The 19993-nt window shown below is 55.9% G+C and carries 19 protein-coding genes; 13 read left to right on the top strand and 6 right to left on the bottom strand.

What is annotated here, in order from left to right:
• Positions 1-91: 91 nt before the first annotated feature.
• The 5 genes from pckA to N2K86_RS20770 all read right to left on the bottom strand — a co-directional run bounded on the left by pckA (position 92) and on the right by N2K86_RS20770 (position 6286).
• Complete coding sequence (gene pckA / locus N2K86_RS20790) at positions 92-1708, bottom strand: phosphoenolpyruvate carboxykinase (ATP) (RefSeq protein ID WP_260659811.1); 1617 nt, start codon at positions 1706-1708, stop codon at positions 92-94.
• Positions 1709-2098: 390 nt separating this feature from the next.
• The gene (hslO, locus tag N2K86_RS20785; RefSeq protein WP_010436401.1) at positions 2099-2977 is read right to left on the bottom strand and encodes an Hsp33 family molecular chaperone HslO; all 879 of its coding nucleotides are present in this window, start codon (positions 2975-2977) and stop codon (positions 2099-2101) included.
• Positions 2978-3001: 24 nt separating this feature from the next.
• On the bottom strand, positions 3002-3403 hold the full coding sequence (gene hslR, locus N2K86_RS20780) for a ribosome-associated heat shock protein Hsp15 (protein ID WP_260659810.1): 402 nt from the start codon (positions 3401-3403) through the stop codon (positions 3002-3004).
• Entirely contained in the window at positions 3400-4083 is a 684-nt protein-coding gene (gene yrfG / locus N2K86_RS20775; protein WP_260659809.1) for a GMP/IMP nucleotidase, read from the bottom strand. The genes hslR and yrfG overlap by 4 nt, the downstream gene beginning before the upstream one ends.
• Before the next feature lie 64 nt (positions 4084-4147).
• Positions 4148-6286, bottom strand: coding sequence for an intracellular growth attenuator family protein (locus N2K86_RS20770; protein ID WP_260659808.1), 2139 nt, complete (start codon positions 6284-6286; stop codon positions 4148-4150).
• Positions 6287-6607: 321 nt separating this feature from the next.
• On the opposite strand from N2K86_RS20770, the gene nudE reads away from it, so the two are divergent.
• Positions 6608-7168, top strand: coding sequence for an ADP compounds hydrolase NudE (nudE, locus tag N2K86_RS20765; RefSeq protein WP_010436390.1), 561 nt, complete (start codon positions 6608-6610; stop codon positions 7166-7168).
• 78 nt (positions 7169-7246) lie between these two features.
• On the opposite strand, the gene mrcA is transcribed toward nudE, so the two are convergent.
• Positions 7247-9799, bottom strand: a complete 2553-nt coding sequence (gene mrcA, locus N2K86_RS20760) for a peptidoglycan glycosyltransferase/peptidoglycan DD-transpeptidase MrcA (protein ID WP_260659807.1) — start codon at positions 9797-9799, stop codon at positions 7247-7249.
• A 120-nt stretch (positions 9800-9919) separates the two neighbouring features.
• On the opposite strand from mrcA, the gene N2K86_RS20755 reads away from it, so the two are divergent.
• The 12 genes from N2K86_RS20755 (at position 9920) to trpS (ending at position 19869) form a co-directional block, all read left to right on the top strand.
• Positions 9920-10696 (top strand): DNA utilization protein HofM, encoded by a 777-nt coding sequence (locus N2K86_RS20755; RefSeq protein WP_260659806.1) that lies wholly within the window; start codon positions 9920-9922, stop codon positions 10694-10696.
• Positions 10693-11187 carry a PilN domain-containing protein gene (locus N2K86_RS20750; RefSeq protein WP_260659805.1) on the top strand — a complete coding sequence of 165 codons (495 nt, stop codon included), beginning with the start codon at positions 10693-10695 and terminating at the stop codon, positions 11185-11187. Before N2K86_RS20755 ends, N2K86_RS20750 begins: the two co-directional genes overlap by 4 nt.
• 3 nt (positions 11188-11190) lie before the next feature.
• Positions 11191-11652, top strand: coding sequence for a HofO family protein (locus N2K86_RS20745; protein WP_260659804.1), 462 nt, complete (start codon positions 11191-11193; stop codon positions 11650-11652).
• Positions 11642-12046, top strand: a complete 405-nt coding sequence (locus N2K86_RS20740; RefSeq protein ID WP_260659803.1) for a DUF2531 family protein — start codon at positions 11642-11644, stop codon at positions 12044-12046. The genes N2K86_RS20745 and N2K86_RS20740 overlap by 11 nt, the downstream gene beginning before the upstream one ends.
• Complete coding sequence (gene hofQ / locus N2K86_RS20735) at positions 11958-13175, top strand: DNA uptake porin HofQ (RefSeq protein ID WP_260659802.1); 1218 nt, start codon at positions 11958-11960, stop codon at positions 13173-13175. The genes N2K86_RS20740 and hofQ overlap by 89 nt, the downstream gene beginning before the upstream one ends.
• A 286-nt stretch (positions 13176-13461) precedes the next feature.
• The gene (aroK, locus tag N2K86_RS20730) at positions 13462-13983 is read left to right on the top strand and encodes a shikimate kinase AroK (RefSeq protein ID WP_010436374.1); all 522 of its coding nucleotides are present in this window, start codon (positions 13462-13464) and stop codon (positions 13981-13983) included.
• Between the two features lie 57 nt (positions 13984-14040).
• Positions 14041-15129 (top strand): 3-dehydroquinate synthase, encoded by a 1089-nt coding sequence (gene aroB / locus N2K86_RS20725; RefSeq protein WP_260659801.1) that lies wholly within the window; start codon positions 14041-14043, stop codon positions 15127-15129.
• A 91-nt stretch (positions 15130-15220) separates the two neighbouring features.
• Positions 15221-16519: a cell division protein DamX gene (gene damX / locus N2K86_RS20720; RefSeq protein WP_260659800.1), complete on the top strand. Its 1299-nt coding sequence runs from the start codon at positions 15221-15223 to the stop codon at positions 16517-16519.
• 67 nt (positions 16520-16586) lie between these two features.
• Complete coding sequence (gene dam, locus N2K86_RS20715) at positions 16587-17399, top strand: adenine-specific DNA-methyltransferase (protein WP_260659799.1); 813 nt, start codon at positions 16587-16589, stop codon at positions 17397-17399.
• Positions 17400-17440: 41 nt separating this feature from the next.
• The gene (gene rpe, locus N2K86_RS20710) at positions 17441-18118 is read left to right on the top strand and encodes a ribulose-phosphate 3-epimerase (protein WP_010436362.1); all 678 of its coding nucleotides are present in this window, start codon (positions 17441-17443) and stop codon (positions 18116-18118) included.
• On the top strand, positions 18111-18872 hold the full coding sequence (gph, locus tag N2K86_RS20705; protein ID WP_260659798.1) for a phosphoglycolate phosphatase: 762 nt from the start codon (positions 18111-18113) through the stop codon (positions 18870-18872). Before rpe ends, gph begins: the two co-directional genes overlap by 8 nt.
• On the top strand, positions 18865-19869 hold the full coding sequence (gene trpS, locus N2K86_RS20700) for a tryptophan--tRNA ligase (protein ID WP_047345753.1): 1005 nt from the start codon (positions 18865-18867) through the stop codon (positions 19867-19869). Before gph ends, trpS begins: the two co-directional genes overlap by 8 nt.
• The last annotated feature ends 124 nt before the right edge of the window (positions 19870-19993 follow it).

The following is a 19993-nucleotide window of genomic DNA, read 5'->3' as shown; positions in this document are numbered from 1 at the left end:
TCTCTGCGGTCTGATGCCCTCACCCCGGGCCCTCTCCCACGGGGAGAGGGAGAAAACATTAAAAAAGGCAACTTGCGTTGCCTTTTTGCTTTTACCTTGGTCCCGCGCTCACCAGCGCAGCACCCGCCGGGGTATCGGTATACTTCTCGAAGTTCTCGATAAACAGCTTCGCCAGCGATTCCGCCTTCTCGCGCCACTGCTCCGGCGAACCGTACGTGTTGCGTGGGTCGAGGATATGCGTATCCACACCCGGCAGCGACGTTGGGATCGCCAGGTCAAACATCGGCAGCGTGAAGGTTTCGGCGTCGTCCAGAGAACCATCCAGAATGGCGTCGATAATCGCACGGGTATCTTTGATAGAGATACGTTTGCCGGTACCGTTCCAGCCGGTGTTCACCAGGTACGCCTGCGCGCCGGATGCCTGCATGCGTTTTACCAGCACTTCAGCGTACTGCGTCGGGTGCAGCGACAGGAAGGCTGCGCCGAAGCAGGCGGAGAAGGTTGGGGTTGGCTCCGTCACGCCGCGTTCGGTACCCGCCAGCTTGGCGGTAAAGCCCGAGAGGAAGTGGTACTGCGTCTGGCTGGCGGTCAGGCGGGAAACCGGCGGCAGCACGCCGAACGCATCCGCCGTCAGGAAAATCACCTTCGTGGCATGACCCGCTTTCGACACCGGCTTCACGATATTGTCGATGTGGTAGATCGGGTAAGAGACGCGGGTGTTTTCCGTTTTCGACGCATCGTCGAAGTCGATGGAGCCGTCGGCACGTACGGTGACGTTTTCCAGCAGCGCGTCGCGACGGATCGCGTGGAAGATATCCGGCTCGGCCTCTTCAGACAGGCGAATGGTCTTCGCGTAGCAGCCGCCTTCAAAGTTGAATACGCCGTCGTCATCCCAGCCGTGTTCGTCATCACCAATCAGACGACGTTTTGGATCGGTGGACAGGGTGGTTTTCCCGGTGCCGGAAAGACCGAAGAATACCGCCACGTCGCCTTTTTCACCGACGTTAGCCGAGCAGTGCATGGAGGCGATACCGCGCAGCGGAAGCAGGTAGTTCATGACCGAGAACATGCCTTTCTTCATCTCGCCGCCGTACCAGGTACCGCCAATCAGCTGGATACGCTCGGTCAGGTTGAAGGCAACAAAGTTTTCGGAGTTCAGGCCCTGCTCTTTCCACTGTGGATTCGTGCATTTCGCACCGTTCATCACGATGAAATCCGGGGTGAAGTCCTGCAGCTCTTCGTCGGTCGGACGAATAAACATGTTTTTCACGAAATGCGCCTGCCAGGCCACTTCGGTAATGAAACGCACGGAAAGTCGGGTGTCGGCGTTAGCGCCGCAAAAAGCGTCGACAATGAACAGGCGCTTGCCGGAGAGTTGGTGAGTGACGAGCCCTTTCAGATGCTGCCAGGTCTCCGGGGAGAGCGGTTTGTTGTCGTTCTTCCCTTTGCCCTTATCAGCCCACCACAGCGTATCGCGGGTGGTTTCGTCTCGGACGATATACTTATCTTTCGGCGAACGACCGGTAAAAATACCGGTATCGACGGCGATAGCACCAAGGTTTGTCAACACACCTCGCTCGTATCCTTCCAGTGCTGGATTGAGCTCTTCCTGATACAGCGTATCGTAATCGGGGTTGTAGACCACTTCCTGGACGTCGTGAATACCATAAGCCTTGAGATCTTGCGGGGTTAAACCATTAACACGCATATCACTGCTCCTTAGCCAATATGTACTGCCTGAAATTGTAGGGTTTTTCTGGGGTTGTTAACCGCGACGGGGCTCATAGATTTACGTATCTGGACAAAACCCTTACTAACGGAAAACGCTGCGACTCCAGTCACAGGGCGGGCAGATTATCGCAGGAATCGCTTTTTGGTTGGGGAAAATGTTCTTAAAAGGTTAATTGCTGGTGAATTTAACCGGAAGAATGTGAATGTAATCGCATACATGTAGGAAAATTACGTAAGAGTTACATTATGAAAACGATTCAGCTTGGGGAGGTTTTCCCCCTCACCCTAACCCTCTCCCCACAGGGGAGAGGGAACTCATACACCCTCTCCCCTGTGGGGAGAGGGTAGGGTGAGGGGTGAAAGAGGTTTAGTGAACCTGCGGGTCCGCCGGGGAGGCGTTATTGCGGATTTCGGCGATATCCATCGAATTGAACACGTAGTGCGTACCGCAGTAGTCACAGTGCATATCGATTTCACCGTCTTCTGCCATGATGCTGTCGATCTCTTCATCCGGCAGGGTTTTCAGTGCCCCAGCGCAGCGTTCGCGTGAGCAGGTGCACTTAAACTCCACCGCCTGCGGGTCGTAAACCGTGACTTCTTCTTCGTGGTACAGACGCCACAGCACGTCTGTCGCCGACAGGTTGAAGAGCTCTTCCGCTTTGACGGTTTCGGTCAGGGTCGCCAGGTGTTCGAAATCATTGGTCTGTGCATCCTGCGCAGGCAGAACCTGCAGCAGCATACCGCCCGCAGCAGGCTGGCCGTCCACTTCACCGGTGCGGATGAACAGACGCGTTGGCAGCTGTTCAGAACGCATGAAGTAGTCTTCCAGGCAGGCTGCCAGGGTGTCGCCTTCCAGACCGACCACGCCCTGATAGCGCTCACCTTCCTCCGGGGAGATGGTGATCACCAGGTAGCCATTGCCCACCAGCGTTTTGAGATCAGCATTTTCAGGGACTTCGCCCTGAACGCGCGCCACGCCGCGCATCTGCTGCTGGTTGTTGCCGTTGATCACCGCCAGCGTCATCGGGCCATCACCCTGCAGCTGCACGGTGATATCGCCAGCGAATTTCAGCGTGGCGGTCAGCAGGCTGGTGGCAACCAGCAGTTCGCCCAACAGGGTTTTCACCGGCAGCGGGTAGTTGTGGTTTTCCAGAATCTGTTTCCAGGTTTCGGATACGGTGACCAGCTCGCCGCGCACGGCGAATTGTTCAAACAGATAGCGGTGTAATTGGTCGTGTTGGGCCATTTTCATCTCTCGTGCGGGTGAGGGTTACTCGGTCTCACCGTGTTTAAATTTCATCAGATCGCGGCGCTCTTTTTTATCCGGTCGCCGGTCCGGGTGAGGCATCGTCAGCGCGTTCATTTTGCGCGCCAGCGCGGTTTTCTCACGCTTTTCAATGCTTTCAGCCGTCTCTTCATAAAGCAGTGTGGCTTCGGTTGCGGGACGTCGCTGTTCGGTAATGGCTTTAATCACTACCGTTTTTTCATCATTACCCTGGCGCAGCGTTAAGGTGGCATTCAGCTCAACCAGCTTGCTCGGCTTGCTGCGCTGACCGTTGTAATGCACTTTGCCGCCGTCAACCATTTCACGGGCAAGGGCACGCGTTTTATAAAACCGGGCCGCCCATAGCCATTTATCCAGTCTTACCCCATCAGAGGGTTTTTCTTTCATGGCGTCTCCTTCACGGTGAGTGAGGGGATCATCCGGCGATAGTCGTTCAGCCCCGGATGCCGCAGGTAGCTTTTTTCAGCCAGTCCGGAATCAGGATTGGTCACGCCCAGACAATAGCGAATGCCAAACGTCGCGGCGGCATCCAGAATCGGCTCGCTGTCATCAATAAACAGCGTACGTTCCGGCTGCAAACCGGTCTCTTCCGCCACCGCATGCCACAACCGCTGATCCTCTTTCGGATAACCAAATGTGTGGGTGGAAAGTAATAAATCAAGGTGTGACGCCAGACCCGTATGCTCCAGCTTCACGGCCAGATTATGAGGATGCGCGTTAGTCAGCAAAATACGGCGCTTGCCGCTGGCTTTCAGGGCATCCAGGAACGGCACCGTATCGTCGCGCAGCACGGCGCGTGGTCCCTGGGCGGTGGTCATGGCACAAATATCCAAACCGAGGCGCTCGCTCCAGTAGTCCAGACAGTACCAGTTTAGCGTATGCTGCACGGCGCTATATTGCGAACGAATGAATTCCTGCGCTTCTGCCGGAGAGATACCCTGCTGCTCGCCATAGGTTTCCGGCACCAGCTTTTGCCAGAAAAAGTTATCAAAGGCGAGATCGAGCAGCGTGCCGTCCATATCCAGCAGGACGGTATCGACCTCCTGCCAGGCAATATCAAGATGCATTTAGGGGAACTCCAGCCAGAAGAAACGTGCGCGACAGGGTAGCACAACTTGCCGCGCAGTGACGTTATCCGATCAGGCTCTCAGAGGATGAGATGAGCTTAGGATTGAGGCAATTATCGTAATACTGCTGAATCTCAGCAAGCCGGGTGCGCGAACGTTGATAGCGGCGCAAGGCCATAAAGCCGTTCCAGAAAATGCATGCCAGCATCGCCATCATCAGCAGGGATGTACCGATATAACGCCACAATCCTGCGCTATCCGGCATCCGGTGTAGGTCGACATGGCGTGTGCCATTGGCGTCTGTGAAGATACGTGTGACGATCCCTTCCGCACTGAACGGCGTTTGCATCAGCATCTGAGCAAGGCGCTGGAACTCTCCCCACTGCTCCTGAGCCGGGTAGTCATATAACGCAACTTGCGGATAAGGCTGATCAACCAGATCGCTCCCTTCATCGCTGACAATCACAAAGCCGCCCGGTGCCGGGCTGTTTAACGCCTGGGCTGCTCGGGTGGTTTCGCGCATCACAAACGGCGCGGTGGAGGTGGCGACGAGGTTATCCAGAGATTCGGCGCTGACCGGACGCAGCAGCACGTTGACACCGTCCAGGCGTCCTGCTTCGGCGCGTTTCACCAGTGCATCCCAGTCCTTGCTGTTCCCGAGATTCACCAGTGCATTTTTAAGCCGCACGCACTCGTCCTGGGCAGAACACAGGTCCTCTGTTTTCAGGACGATTTCACCAAAGTCGTCCAGCAGTACCATGCCAGATTTCTGAATTGCCGAGCGCAGGGCAGGGCTAACGCGCGAATCGTCATCCGGTTTTGGATGCAGCTGGCGGCTGACCGTCTCGGTGAGCGCCGTGGCTTTATTCACGACGTCGGATTCAGGCAGCGGCAGCGGAGGCGCATCGTTCCAGATAATTTGCGAACAATCAAACGGCATAAACGGCGAGCTTTGACGTGTGCTCCATGCGCCGGGCGCATGGATGTTACACATTCCGGTCCCTTGCAGACGCAGCGTATCCCCCACGCGTATGCCGGCGTCTTCCAGTTGCTTCACGCTGGTGGCTTCAACCGTTTGCGCCCCTTTAATCCATGACAGGGTGAACTTAATGGGCATATCCAGCGGCACGAAAAGTAGCAGCATCGCAAAGACCAGCGCTGCGCCGCCAGCAATGACCGTGCTGCGAAGCCAGTGCTGAAGCGGGAAGTTTTTCACTTCATCGTGCAGGGACAGATAACGACCCTGACGCACCACATGGCGGTCGAGGTAGATATCGATATCGGTTTTATGCCCTAAATCCTGGGCGATCCACGGCTGCCAGTGGCGCGGATAGATAAGGTCGATAATACCGAGCGAGATATTATTGAGGTGTTCCTGATCGCTTTCGCCGAAGAGACCCCAGCGCTTTGGCGTTCCACGCAGGCAGTGAATTTCACGCAGCGACGTTTTCGTCGGAGGGGCAAACAGCCCCCACAATCCGGCCGCCAGGAGCAGGATTGCGCCGCCAGCCAGCCAGGGAACAAAAACATCTGGCGTGAGCAGGCAGAAGAAAAAGAGCAGGAATGCCGCAACGATCAGCACCGCTTCACGAATACCATCCGGACGGCTTAAGGCGTACTCTTCATGCGTCTCCTGACGAATGTTCAACAGTTCAATCTGCTCTGTCTCTTCACCGCGAATACTGGCCTGCTTTGAACTGGCGCGTTCCAGCGCGAAGCGCGGCGCTTCGTGCACGTACTCATTGAGGTGATGGCCGTTTAGCGAGATAACCAGCGGCAGGGAGTCGGTATGAATCAGCTCTACGCTGTTTTCATCATTAATGTACTGTTCCCAGAATGGCGGCAGATGGACCTCGACAGAATCCAGGTAATAACGCCATTTGTTGGGATCGTCAGTGGTAATGCCGTAACGGGTGATCGAGCGCGTCACGCAGAGCACGGTGTCGCTTTGTGCGTTAAGATTGAGGGAGACCGGCGCAGTACTGGCACCCGTTGGCCCCGGCGACTGCTGGGCGCGGTTCAGATTATCGAGGTAGTGTTCAACGGCGCTGCGTTCTTCAGGCGCGAGCTTACGTGTCGTCGCACCCGCAAAAGCGTTTAAAAAGGGCAGTCGATATCGACGCTGTACGCGACGCCTGTACGCCCACCCTGCAACCAGCGCGGCGGCCAGCATAGCAGCGAGAACAATCAAAATGGTGCTCATGCTTTCCCCATCTTACTTATCTTACAGGTGTAGTCAGTAGCACCTTTAACATGAATGAGAGTCTGTGGTTGGCTATCGGCAAGTATGGAGTCGAACTTGAGCATTCTGAAGCGCATCCCAGTGACCGATGATAATAGCAAAGCCTGTGATGGCGCGATATCAGCAAATTCCTGGAAACATTTCAACCTCTTGACATTTGTTTTGAATTAAGGATTGATTCCAGTTACGTTGCATAAATGTAAATAAAGTACAATTGACATTGCCCAAACCGTGCGGCATATCGCACAATAACGCCAGTTCACACAGCAAAGACCCGTCAAGATGAGCAAACCACTACAAAAACCCACCATTCTGAGCGTTGAAACCGTCGCTAAATCGCGCCTGTTTAATGTGGAAAGTGTGGACCTGGAGTTCAGCAACGGTGTGCGTCGCGTTTACGAACGTATGCGCCCCTCTTCGCGTGAAGCGGTGATGATTGTCCCCATCGTTGACGATCATCTGATCTTGATCCGTGAATACGCTGTAGGAACTGAATCTTACGAGCTTGGATTCTCCAAGGGACTGATCGATCCGGGCGAGACCGTTTTCGAAGCCGCGAACCGTGAACTGAAAGAAGAAGTCGGTTTTGGCGCGAATGAGCTGTCGTTCCTGAAAAAACTGAGCATGGCACCGTCCTATTTTTCCAGCAAAATGAATATCGTGGTGGCGGAAGATCTCTATCCAGAATCGCTGGAAGGGGATGAGCCAGAGCCGCTGCCGCAGGTTCGCTGGCCGTTAGCGCACCTGATGGATCTGCTGGAAGACCCTGACTTTAATGAGGCTCGCAACGTGAGCGCGCTGTTCCTGGTCCGCGAATGGCTGAAGGGGCAGGGGCGACTGTAGGCCATAAAAAAGCCGGGTGGCAGCTTCGCCTTACCCGGCCTACATTTCTTTGCCCGGTTTTACCGGGCATTTTTATGCTTAAAACAGCTCGTGCGTTTCGCCGTTATCGATAATTTCTGTTCCCACCTCATGCACTGCCTGCCTGGTTGGCTGCGTGCCTTCGATGAAATACTCTTCACGACTGTTACCGCCATTGGCGAGCTGCCCGGTGTTGCGGTCAATGTTGACCGTCACAATGCCCGGCGGAGGCGTTAGCGGCTGCTCCGGCACGCCTTCCAGAACGGATTTCATGTAGGCATCCCACGCCGGTTGCGCACTCTTCGCGCCGCCTTCGTAACCGGAGATCTGATCTTTGATCGCGCCGGAGGCCGTGGTACGACCCAAATCGCGACGGTGATCGTCAAAGCCGATCCAGACAGAGGTGACCACACCCGGTCCGTAACCGGAGAACCATGCATCTTTCGAGCTGTTAGTGGTCCCCGTTTTTCCGCCGATGTCGCGGCGCTGCAAATCACGTCCGGCACGCCAGCCGGTGCCTTGCCAGCCCGGTTCACCAAAGATATTGGTATTCAGCGCGCTCTTAATCAGGAACGACAGCGGCGTGTTGATCACGTGTGGGGCATACTCCTGCGCACCGGTCTGGGCAACCAGCGCCTGGTTAGCCTGCTCCAGCTGAGGCTGTGGTACCGCTGAATTCTGCTGTTCCTGAGAAATGGCGACATCTTCCATGTCTTTGTTTTCAAGTACGTTGGACTTCTGCGTATCGCCGTAAATGACCGGAATATCGCACTCTGCACAGGCGATTTTCGGTTTCGCCTCGAACAGCACGCCGCCCTGATCATTCTCAATTTTACTGATGAAATACGGATCAATCAGGAATCCACCGTTTGTCATTACCGCATAACCGCGCGCAACCTGAAGCGGCGTAAAGGACGCGGAGCCGAGCGCCAGCGATTCGGTATGGACGATATTCTGCGCCGGGAAGCCGAAGCGCTGCAGATACTCTGCCGCATAGTCGACGCCCATGGCGCGCATGGCGCGAACCATCACCACGTTTTTCGACTGTCCCAGACCCTGACGAAGACGGATTGGGCCTGCATATTGCGGTGGGGAGTTCTTCGGCTGCCAGTCAGAACCCGCACCGGCATCCCAGCGGGAAATCGGTACGTCGTTGAGAATACTGGCGAGCGTCAGCCCTTTATCCATCGCGGCAGTGTAGAGGAACGGCTTGATGTTAGAGCCAACCTGACGCAGCGCCTGAGTGGCACGGTTAAATTTGCTCTGGTTGAAATCAAACCCGCCGACCAGCGCCATCACCGCACCGTTTTGCGGATTAATGGAGACGAGCGCGGAGTTAACGTCTGGCACCTGTGCCAGCCACCACGCATCGCCCACCGGGCGAACCCAGATTTGCTGACCCGTCTGCACCGCGTCCGTCACTTTGCGCGGCGTCGGGCCTTGCAGCGTGTCAGAGCGATACGGACGGGCCCAGCGGATCCCATCCATACGCAGCGAGACGGAAGTGCCGTCTGCCAGCAGTGCGATGGCTTCCTGCGGATCGGCCTGCGTAACGACGGCTGGCAGCAGCGGGCCATAGGTTGGCAGTGTTTTCAGCGAGTCGGTGATTTTCTTGCTGTCCCATGCGCTTTCGCCCACTTTCCACAACACGTTCGACGGGCCGCGGTAGCCGTGGCGCATGTCGTAATCCATCACGTTGTTACGCACTGCCTGCTGTGCCGCCTGCTGAACTTTGCGGGTCACCGTGGTGTATACGCGATAGCCGTCTTCATAGGCCTTCTCGCCATAGCGGTTCACCATCTCCTGACGAACCATCTCGGTGAGATACGGTGAGGAGAAGGCGATTTCCGGCGCATGGTAGTTGGCGTCGATAACATCGCTGCGTGCCTGGTCGTACTCGGCCTGGCTGATGTAGCCTTCGCTCAACATACGCGACAGCACCACGTTACGACGCGCAGTTGCACGGTCCATGGAGTAGAGCGGGTTGAACGTGGAGGGCGCTTTTGGCAGACCGGCGATGGTCGCCATTTCGCTCAGCGTGAGTTGTTCTACCGGCTTACCGAAGTACACCTGCGCAGCAGCGCCAACGCCATAGGCGCGGTAACCGAGATAAATCTTGTTGAGGTAAAGCTCAAGGATCTCGTCTTTGCTCAGCAACTGCTCGATGCGGATCGCGAGGAACACCTCTTTGATCTTACGCGTCAGCGTTTTTTCAGGGCTGAGGAAGAAGTTACGCGCCAGCTGCTGCGTAATGGTACTGGCCCCCTGAGAGGCATGACCGGAGAACAACGCAATGCTGGCGGCGCGGAAAATCCCCACCGGATCGACGCCGTGGTGCTCGTAAAAACGGCTGTCCTCGGTGGCGATAAAAGCGTTCACCATCACGGGAGGAATTTGTTTCAAGGTCAGCGGGATACGGCGTTTTTCGCCATATTGCGCCATGAGCTCGCCATCGGCGCTATAGACCTGCATTGGGATCTGGAGCCGCACATCACGAAGCGTGGCGACATCAGGTAGCTGCGGCTCAATATATTTGTACAAACCATAAATCGAGCCTGCTCCCAGCAGAATGCAACAGACTGCAAGGATCAATAAATACTTTACGAACTTCACCGGAGATTTCCCATCTGGTTTCACTTGGGCAGTTTCTAAACAATCGCGCGGTAGTATAAAGGCAAGCCTGATTCATTGATATAGCCGTCACTCTGACGGGCGATAAGGAGATCGTGAAGTATGGCTTTCAAAACCTGGCAAACGGGCATTCATATTCAACAAGATAGGGTGCGCATCGTAGCGCTGACCAAAGAAAAGTCAGGGTGGCGTTTACGGCGCTGGTGGGCTGTTTCTCTGGCAGACGGCATTATCCGCGACGGGAAAATTCTCAAGCCAGAACACCTGGTTGCCGCGTTACGCGACTGGCGGCGGGCGTTGCCCCATTATCACCGGGTATTCCTCTCATTTCCCGCTGCGCGCACGTTGCAACGGTCACTGCCGCGCCCGTCCATGGCCCTTCGTGACAGCGAGCAGGTTTCCTGGGTGGGTTCCACGCTGTCCCGGGAGCTGGAGATGTCCACTGACGGGCTGTGCTTTGACTATGTGGAGGACACGTTCAGCAACACATTTCATGTTACGGCGGCGCAAAACAACGAAGTCGATGCCCTTTTGTTGTTGGCAAAAACGCTGCGCTTGCGGTTAGCGGCTATCACGCCGGATGCAGGCGCGTTAGGGAATCTCCTCCCTGCCGTTGCCCCTGCTCAGTGCGTCGCCTGGCGGGATCGGCACCAGTGGCTGTGGGCGATGCGCCACCAGTGGGGACGGCGCTACGCCACAGAAGCGAAAGATGTCACCGAGCTGGCGGCCCTGCTTGCGCTCTCTTCTGATGACATCGTGCAGTTCGATGCCACACGTGACCCCTGGAAACTGCTGGTCAGCTGCCAGCCTCCCTTACCCGAGTGCGGTGCTGATTTTACCGTCGCGCTGGCGTTGGCCATGAGTGAGGTGCCTGAATGAGCACGGCGAATTTTTTACCGTGGCGACAGCAGCGCCGGATGCGCTGCCTGCGCTTCTGGGGCGTGCTGTTTATCGCTTCGTTGCTGGTGACGTTCACCGTCGGGCTTGGCCTGCGGATGAACCATGACGTGAAGCTGCGTGGGCTACAGAGTGAACTGGCGGGAATCAACGCGGTGCAGCAAATACTGAAAACACGTCAGCGCCCCTCTGCACCCTCAGCAGCGACTGGGGTGGAGTCTCGGCCCGTCGCATGGCAACCGGCACTGGAGTCACTCTCTGCCGTGATGCCAGCACAAGCCTGGCTTTCAGCGTTACGTTATCAACCGCCTGTGCTTACGGTGAGCGGTTATGCCTCGGCCCTCCCGGCACTTGCGGCCATGACGGATGCGCTGAAACAGGTGGCAGGGTTCAGCCTCGGGTCTGCTGGTGAATTGCAGCAGGATAGACAGGGCCGCTGGGTGTTCACTTTTCAGCTTAAGCGCCGGGGGTAGGCCGTGGAACAACGTTTGCAACGCTGGGTAGAAAGCCGCTCTTCTGTGCGGGTGAGTTGCTGGTGCGTGCTGTCCGGGGTTATTGCCGTGGCGGTATGGGGGCTTTTGGTCCGGCCCGTCGGGTTGAAGTGTGAAGAACTCGAGGCGTTATCCATTCGCGCCAGGCAATTGAACGCCGCGTTGTGGCCTGGGGCCGGACGGCAACCCGTGGCGCCAGCCCAGCGCGAGATGCCGCCCGTTCAGCCCTTCTCGCCGCTGGATTTTCAGGAGATGAGAACCGCGCTGGTGCACTGGAAACCGCAGCAGAACGGCGGGGAACTGGTGCTGGATGCGCTATGGTCAGATGTCCCTGCGCTGTTTTCCCGTCTGGCGCAGCAGGCGGTGAGCGTGAGGGCGTTTAGCCTTGCACCTGAGGGCTCAACGCTACGCCTGAGCCTGCAACTGGAGAGCGATCATGCGCAGTAAGGTGCGCTATCTGATTCTCTGTTCGCTGCTGTTTCTGACTGGAATGCGCGATCCCTTCCAGCCTCCGGAGGATAGCTGTGCGGCTGGACAGCTCGCCCGGTGGCGATATCAGGGAATGGTGAGTGGCAGCGCGGATACCGGCATTTTGCGCGACGGGCAACAACGCTGGCACCGCGTGAAAAGGGATGAACGTTTACCGCCTGGCTGGCGGGTGAGCAAGATGGATCAACAACAGCTGACCGTGGATGTGGGTGACCTGTGTGAACCGACGCAATGGACATGGCAACGAGAAGGAACGAATAAAAGTGACATTAAGGATATTGCTGTTACTGCTGGCGCTCAGCCAGCCCCTGTGGGCCGCAGCGCCAAAACCCGTCACCCTCGTGGTGGATGATGTCCCTGTCGTACAGGTGCTGCAGGCGCTGGTGGCGCAGGAGAACCGTAATCTGGTGATATCACCAGATGTGACGGGCTCGCTTTCGTTGAATTTAACGCGCGTGCCCTGGCGACAGGCGCTGCAGACGGTGGTGACCAGTGCCGGGCTGGTCCTGCAGGAAGACGGCGGCATCTTTTATGTCCACACTGCCGCCTGGCAGCGCGAGCAGCAGGCACGTCGGTTGCTTGAGGCTCCGCTCGTCTCACATAGCATTCCGTTCACCTGGGCGGATGCCGGAGACGTGCAAAAAAACGCCGAAAAGCTCCTGAGCCCGAAGGGTAGTTTATCCGTCGATAAGCGCACAAACCGCCTGTGGGTGCGGGATAATCAGAGCGTCGTGGACGTGCTAAAGCGTTGGGCGGAGCAGATGGACCTGCCCGTTGAGCAGGTGGAGCTTTCGGCCCATATCGTCACCATTAACGAAAAAAGCCTGCGAGAACTGGGAGTGAAATGGAATCTCGCAGAGGCTACGGAGGCCGGTAAGGTGGGGCAGGTCACGACGCTCGGGGCAGATCTGTCGGTCGCCGATGCGACCACGCACGTCGGGTTTAATATTGGGCGCATCAACGGCAGGCTGCTGGATCTGGAACTGTCGGCTCTGGAGCAAAAACAGCAGGTGGATATTATCGCCAGTCCACGGCTGCTGGCGTCCCATATGCAACCGGCCAGCATCAAGCAGGGCAGCGAAATTCCGTATCAGGTTTCCAGCGGCGAGAGCGGCGCGACCTCCGTGGAATTTAAAGAGGCCGTGCTAGGAATGGAGGTCACACCGGTGGTGCTGCCAGGAGGGCGCGTACGTCTGAAACTTCACATCAGCGAAAACATGCCGGGTCAGGTGCTTCAGCAGGCCGATGGCGAAACGCTGGCAATTGATAAGCAAGAGATAGAAACGCAGGTGGAGGTAAAAAGCGGAGAAACGCTGGCGCTGGGCGGCATTTTCTCGCAAAAGAATAAAACCGGCAGCGATAGCGTGCCGGGGCTAGGGCAAATCCCCTGGATTGGGCAACTGTTCCGTCACGACGGCAAAGATAACGAGCGGCGCGAGCTGGTGGTGTTTATTACGCCACGCCTGGTCGGTATTCATTAACAGGTAACGATCCCCGCAATGATTTTGCATTCAGTTTGTTGCAGATGTTTGACGTGGGGCATGAATTAGCATACAAGGAGTACCGATTTGAGTTGGACTTACCTCTTATTACCTTATGCGTCTGGTGTGGTGATTTAATCAGTTGCCAAACAAGCCGGAGTATTGAGATAATTTTTAGTCTGACTCTCGCTCTATTGCATATGAGGTTTCAGTTCATGTCCTGCTACGCTGGGTGTCTGCGAAGCGGGGATTACCATTAACGAATAGTCTTAGTAGTACCGAAAAAATGGCAGAGAAACGCAATATCTTTCTGGTTGGGCCTATGGGTGCCGGCAAAAGCACTATTGGGCGTCAGTTAGCTCAACAACTCAATATGGAATTTTACGATTCTGATCAAGAGATTGAGAAACGAACCGGAGCGGATGTGGGCTGGGTCTTCGATGTAGAAGGCGAAGAAGGTTTCCGTGACCGAGAAGAAAAAGTGATCAACGAACTCACGGAAAAACAGGGCATTGTGCTGGCAACTGGCGGCGGCTCTGTTAAATCTCGCGAAACCCGCAACCGTCTCTCCGCCCGTGGTGTAGTGGTCTATCTTGAGACAACTATCGAAAAACAACTGGCACGTACGCAGCGTGATAAAAAGCGCCCGCTGCTGCAGGTTGAAACGCCACCACGTGAAGTTCTGGAAGCCCTGGCAGGCGAACGCAATCCTCTGTACGAAGAGATTGCTGATGTGACCATTCGTACTGACGATCAGAGCGCTAAAGTGGTTGCAAACCAGATTATTCATATGCTGGAAAGCAACTGATTCTGGCTTTATATACACTCGCCTGCGGGTAAAAGCATTTAAGGTGGATGTCGCGTCATGGAGAGGATTACAGTTACTCTCGGGGAACGTAGTTACCCTATCACCATCGCGGCTGGTTTGTTTAACGACCCAGCTTCCTTCTTACCACTGAAAGCGGGTGATCAGGCGATGCTGGTCACCAATGAGACACTGGCTCCGCTTTATCTCGACCGCGTGCGCCACCTGCTTGAGCAGGCGGGCGTGAAGGTCGACAGTGTGATTCTGCCCGATGGCGAGCAGTATAAAAGCCTGACGGTGCTTGATACCGTCTTTACCGCACTTCTGCAAAAACCGCACGGTCGCGATACGACACTGCTCGCCCTCGGCGGCGGTGTTGTGGGCGATCTCACTGGCTTTGCGGCCGCCAGCTATCAACGTGGCGTGCGCTTTATTCAGATCCCAACGACCCTGCTGTCGCAGGTCGACTCTTCTGTTGGCGGCAAAACTGCAGTCAACCATCCGCTCGGTAAAAACATGATTGGCGCGTTCTACCAGCCGGCATCGGTGGTGGTGGATCTCGACTGTCTGAAAACCTTACCTGAGCGTGAGCTGGCGTCTGGTCTTGCAGAAGTGATCAAATACGGCATTATTCTTGACGGTGAGTTCTTCATCTGGCTGGAAGAGAATATGGATGCCCTGCTACGCCTTGACGGGCCTGCGTTGGCGTACTGTATTCGTCGTTGTTGTGAGCTGAAAGCAGAAGTCGTTGCAGCAGACGAGCGCGAAACGGGCTTACGTGCTTTACTGAATCTGGGGCATACGTTTGGTCACGCGATCGAAGCTGAAATGGGCTACGGCAATTGGCTTCATGGCGAAGCGGTCGCGGCCGGTATGGTCATGGCTGCGCGTGCGTCTGAGCGCCTGGGTCAGTTCAAACCGGAAGAGACGGCGCGCATTATTGCGCTGCTTGAACGTGCCGGGTTGCCAGTGACAGGGCCGCAGGAGATGTCTGCGCAGGCGTATCTACCCCACATGATGCGCGATAAAAAAGTATTGGCAGGTGAGATGCGTCTGGTACTCCCGCTTGCAATAGGGAAGAGTGAAGTGCGCGGCGGAGTGCCGCACGATGTCGTTCTTGGCGCTATCGCTGATTGTCAGCAGGCGTAACAACTAGAAAGGTCAGGCCACTGTTACCGGTGGTCGTTTAGCTTCAGGTAAATGCAAAGTCGTTGGCATAAGCCTTTGAGTGGGGTGTTAAATGGATGAATTCAAACCAGAAGACGAGCTGAAACCCGATCCCAGCGATCGTCGTACTGGTCGTTCTCGTCAATCTTCAGAACGTGATAACGAGCCGCAGATCAACTTTGACGATGTTGATCTGGATGCAGACGATCGTCGCCCTTCACGCAGTCGTAACGCGCGTGATGAGCGAGAAGAAGAGGATTATGAGTCCGAAGAAGATTCAATGGACGAAGAGCCTGTAGAGCGTCGCCCGCGTAAACGTAAAAAAGCGGTAGCGGCAAAACCGGCTTCCCGCCAGTACATCATGATGGGGCTGGGCGTTCTGGTACTGCTGCTGCTGATTGTCGGCATTGGTTCCGCGCTGAAAGCACCCTCAACGAATTCAGCAGATCAGACGGCTTCTACTGAAAAGAGCATCAATCTGTCAGGTAACGATGCGACCGACCAGGCAAACGGTGCGCAGCCAGCGCCGGGTACCACGTCTGCAGAGCAGACTGCGGGTAATACAACGACTCCGCAGGATGTGTCTTTGCCGCCAGTCTCTTCTACCCCGACCGAAGGGCAGGCACCTGCTACGCCAGAGGGCCAGCAGCGTGTAGAGGTTCAGGGCGATCTGAACAACGCATTGACGCAGCCTCAGAACCAGGATCAGATGAACAACGTGGTGGTCAACTCTACGCTGCCAACTGAACCTGCAACCGTCGCGCCGATTCGCGGTAGCAATGCACAATCGCAAGCAACGGCAACCGCGCCGACAACGGAAACCAAGCCGCGCCAGACGCAGACTGCACCGCGTCATGAACGCAAACAGGCCGTGATTGAGCCGAAGCGTGAAAGCAAGCCGCAGACTGTGGCTAAAGCGCCTGAAGTGAAAGCGCCCGCACAGACCAAACCTGCAGTGAGCGAGCCGGTGAAAGCGCCAGCGGCGACAGCAGCGCCAAAAGCGACAGCAACCACAACGGCACCTGCAGCGACGGCAGCACCTGCTGCAACGGCAACCACTTCCAGCGCAGCAGCAGGTAAAACGGCAGGCAACGTAGGCTCTCTGAAGTCTGCGCCATCCAGCAACTACACCCTGCAACTGAGCAGTTCGTCTAACTATGACAACCTCAACGGTTGGGCGAAGAAATCAAATCTGAAAAACTACGTTGTTTATCAGACGACCCGCAACGGGCAGCCCTGGTATGTGCTGGTGAGCGGTGTGTATGCTTCTAAAGATGAAGCGAAACGCGCCGTTGCAACACTGCCCGCTGATGTCCAGGCGAAGAACCCGTGGGCGAAGCCGATTCATCAGGTGCAGGCCGATCTGAAGTAATGTTTAAAGCGCAGGATGCTGTCGGAGCTTTCTCCACAGCCGGAGAAGGTGTAATCAGTTAGTCAGCATGAAAAAAAATCGCGCTTTTCTGAAATGGGCAGGGGGGAAATACCCCCTGCTCGACGATATTAAAAAGCACCTGCCGAAAGGCGAGTGTCTTATCGAGCCCTTCGTGGGCGCTGGATCGGTATTCCTGAATACCGATTTTTCTCGTTATATCCTGGCGGATATCAACAGCGACCTTATCAGCCTCTATAACATTGTAAAGCTGCGTACCGATGAGTATGTGGAAGAGGCGCGGAAGCTGTTTACCCCGGAGAACAACCATCCTGACGTCTACTATCAGTTCCGCACTGAGTTTAATCAGAGCCAGGATCCGTTCCGTCGCGCGCTGTTGTTCCTCTACCTCAACCGCCATGGCTACAACGGCCTGTGCCGGTATAATCTGCGCGGTGAATTCAACGTGCCGTTTGGTCGCTACAAGCGTCCTTACTTCCCGCAGGATGAGTTGTACCACTTTGCTGAAAAAGCGCAGAATGCAGAATTCCACTGTCTCTCCTATGAGGAGTGCATGGAGCTGGCTGGCGTAAACTCGGTCGTTTACTGCGATCCGCCTTACGCCCCGCTCTCTGCTACGGCGAATTTTACCGCTTATCACACCAACAGCTTCAGCCCTGCCGAGCAGGCGCGTCTGGCGGAGATGGCGGAAAAGCTGGTCAGAAAAAGAATTCCGGTGTTAATTTCGAATCACGATACCCCTGATACGCGCGAATGGTACAAAGCCGCGAAGCATTTTCAGGTCAAGGTGCGGCGTAGCATTAGCAGCAACGGCGGCACACGTAAAAAGGTGGACGAACTCCTGGCTCTTTATCGCCCCTGAGCCGTTTTGCCCGCCGGTAAATACATTTCAAGGAGATGCGGATGAAACAGTTTTTGATTGCTCCCTCAATTCTGTCGGCCGATTTTGCCCGCCTGGGTGAAGACACCGCCAACGCACTGGCGGCTGGCGCGGATGTCGTCCATTTTGACGTTATGGATAACCACTACGTTCCCAATCTGACCATCGGTCCTATGGTGCTCAAGGCGCTGCGTAGCTACGGTATTACCGCACCGATTGACGTGCACCTGATGGTGAAACCGGTTGATCGCATCGTGCCTGATTTCGCCGCTGCGGGAGCCAGTATCATCACTTTCCACCCGGAAGCCTCCGAACACGTTGACCGCACGCTGCAGCTGATCAAAGAGAACGGCTGTAAAGCGGGCCTGGTCTTTAACCCGGCTACGCCGCTGAGCTATCTCGACTACGTGATGGATAAGCTGGACGTGATCCTGCTGATGTCCGTTAACCCGGGCTTTGGTGGCCAGTCCTTCATTCCTCAGACGCTCGATAAACTGCGTGAAGTGCGCCGTCGTATTGACGAGTCAGGTTACGATATTCGTCTGGAAGTGGATGGCGGTGTGAAGGTCAATAACATTGGTGAAATTGCGGCTGCGGGCGCGGATATGTTCGTTGCAGGCTCAGCTATTTTCGACCAACCAGATTACAAAAAAGTCATTGATGAAATGCGCCGTGAACTGGCGAAGGTAAGTCATGGATAAATTGCAGGCAACCCGGGGTATCGCATTTGACCTCGACGGCACGCTGGTCGACAGCGCGCCTGGCTTAACGAGCGCCGTCGATCAGGCGCTGTATGCTCTGGAATTACCCGTTGCGGGCGAAGAGCGCGTGGTGACGTGGATTGGCAACGGCGCTGATGTGTTGATGGATCGCGCCCTGACCTGGGCTCGTCAGGAACGTGCATCGCAGCGTTCTGCACAGGGTAAACCGAGCGTCGATCACGCCGACATTCCTAAAGATGAGCAGCTGCGTATTCTGCGTAAACTGTTCGATCGTTTCTACGAAGAGACCGTTGAGGAGGGCAGCTTCCTGTTCCCGGATGTTGAACAAACGCTGAGTGCACTTCACGCCAAAGGCATCCCGCTGGGGCTGGTGACGAACAAGCCGACGCCGTTTGTCGCACCGCTTCTGGAAGCGCTGGATATCGCGAAGTATTTCTCCGTGATTGTGGGCGGCGACGACGTGCAGAACAAAAAGCCGCACCCGGAACCGCTTCTGCTGGTGGCAGGAAAATTATCCTTAACGCCTGCGGAGCTGCTCTTTGTCGGTGATTCCCGTAATGATATTCTGGCTGCCAGAGCGGCAGGCTGTCCTTCCGTGGGATTAACCTATGGCTACAACTACGGTGAAGCCATCACGCTGAGTGAGCCGGACGTCGTGTTCGACCACTTCAAAGATTTGTTGCCCGCACTCGGGCTTTCGCACAGTGAACATCAGGAATTGAATAATGACTAAGCCCATCGTTTTTAGTGGCGCACAGCCTTCAGGTGAATTGACCATTGGTAACTACATGGGTGCGTTACGTCAGTGGGTCAGCATGCAGGATGACTACCATTGCATTTACTGCATCGTGGATCTCCATGCGATTACCGCGCGTCAGGATCCTGAGAAGCTGCGCAAAGCCACGCTGGACACCCTGGCGTTATATCTGGCCTGCGGTATCGATCCAGAGAAGAGCACTATCTTCGTTCAGTCTCACGTGCCAGAGCACGCACAGCTGGGCTGGGCGCTGAACTGTTACACCTATTTCGGCGAGCTGAGCCGCATGACCCAGTTCAAGGACAAATCCGCGCGCTACTCTGAAAATATCAACGCCGGTCTGTTTGACTATCCGGTGCTGATGGCGGCTGACATCCTGCTGTATCAAACCAACCAGGTGCCGGTGGGTGAAGACCAGAAGCAGCACCTGGAACTGAGCCGCGATATTGCCCAGCGCTTTAACGCGATCTACGGCGACGTTTTTAAAGTGCCAGAGCCTTTCATTCCAAAATCTGGCGCGCGCGTGATGTCGCTGCTGGAGCCGACCAAGAAGATGTCCAAGTCTGACGATAACCGCAACAACGTTATCGGCCTGCTGGAAGATCCGAAATCCGTGGTGAAAAAGCTCAAGCGCGCGGTCACCGATTCCGACGAGCCGCCTGTTGTGCGCTACGACGTGCAGAACAAAGCGGGCGTGTCCAACCTGCTGGATATTCTCTCCGGTGTCACCGGTCAGAGCATTCCTGAGCTGGAGCAGCACTTCGAAGGCAAGATGTACGGCCACCTGAAAGGTGAAGTGGCAGACGCCGTTTCCGGCATGCTGACCGAGCTTCAGGAGCGCTATAACCGCTATCGCAACGACGAAGCCTTCCTGCAGAAGGTCATGAAAGAGGGCGCGGAAAAAGCCAGCGCGCGCGCATCCGAAACCCTGAAAGCGGTGTACGAAGCGATTGGGTTTGTCGCGAAACCTTGAGTCTGCTTGCCGGGTGGCGCTAACGCTTACCCGGCCTACGGGACCGTGTAGGTCGGGTAAGGCGGAGCCGCCACCCGACAAAAAACCGCTCCGCACCAACAAAAAAACCGGGAAATCCCGGTTT

The sequence above is a fragment of the Enterobacter mori genome (assembly GCF_025244905.1).
Lineage (GTDB): Bacteria > Pseudomonadota > Gammaproteobacteria > Enterobacterales > Enterobacteriaceae > Enterobacter > Enterobacter mori_A.
Note: the sequence above shows the minus strand (reverse complement) of the source record. Positions and strands in the feature narration are given on the sequence as shown.

Excerpts from the sequence above, each read along its gene's own strand:
- pckA (WP_260659811.1), bottom strand. The coding sequence starts at position 1,708 with ATGCGTGTTAATGGTTTAACCCCGCAAGATCTCAAGGCTTATGGTATT.
- hslO (WP_010436401.1), bottom strand. The coding sequence starts at position 2,977 with ATGGCCCAACACGACCAATTACACCGCTATCTGTTTGAACAATTCGCC.
- hslR (WP_260659810.1), bottom strand. The coding sequence starts at position 3,403 with ATGAAAGAAAAACCCTCTGATGGGGTAAGACTGGATAAATGGCTATGG.
- yrfG (WP_260659809.1), bottom strand. The coding sequence starts at position 4,083 with ATGCATCTTGATATTGCCTGGCAGGAGGTCGATACCGTCCTGCTGGAT.
- N2K86_RS20770 (WP_260659808.1), bottom strand. The coding sequence starts at position 6,286 with ATGAGCACCATTTTGATTGTTCTCGCTGCTATGCTGGCCGCCGCGCTG.
- nudE (WP_010436390.1), top strand. The coding sequence starts at position 6,608 with ATGAGCAAACCACTACAAAAACCCACCATTCTGAGCGTTGAAACCGTC.
- N2K86_RS20755 (WP_260659806.1), top strand. The coding sequence starts at position 9,920 with ATGGCTTTCAAAACCTGGCAAACGGGCATTCATATTCAACAAGATAGG.
- N2K86_RS20750 (WP_260659805.1), top strand. The coding sequence starts at position 10,693 with ATGAGCACGGCGAATTTTTTACCGTGGCGACAGCAGCGCCGGATGCGC.
- N2K86_RS20740 (WP_260659803.1), top strand. The coding sequence starts at position 11,642 with ATGCGCAGTAAGGTGCGCTATCTGATTCTCTGTTCGCTGCTGTTTCTG.
- aroK (WP_010436374.1), top strand. The coding sequence starts at position 13,462 with ATGGCAGAGAAACGCAATATCTTTCTGGTTGGGCCTATGGGTGCCGGC.
- aroB (WP_260659801.1), top strand. The coding sequence starts at position 14,041 with ATGGAGAGGATTACAGTTACTCTCGGGGAACGTAGTTACCCTATCACC.
- damX (WP_260659800.1), top strand. The coding sequence starts at position 15,221 with ATGGATGAATTCAAACCAGAAGACGAGCTGAAACCCGATCCCAGCGAT.
- dam (WP_260659799.1), top strand. The coding sequence starts at position 16,587 with ATGAAAAAAAATCGCGCTTTTCTGAAATGGGCAGGGGGGAAATACCCC.
- rpe (WP_010436362.1), top strand. The coding sequence starts at position 17,441 with ATGAAACAGTTTTTGATTGCTCCCTCAATTCTGTCGGCCGATTTTGCC.
- gph (WP_260659798.1), top strand. The coding sequence starts at position 18,111 with ATGGATAAATTGCAGGCAACCCGGGGTATCGCATTTGACCTCGACGGC.
- trpS (WP_047345753.1), top strand. The coding sequence starts at position 18,865 with ATGACTAAGCCCATCGTTTTTAGTGGCGCACAGCCTTCAGGTGAATTG.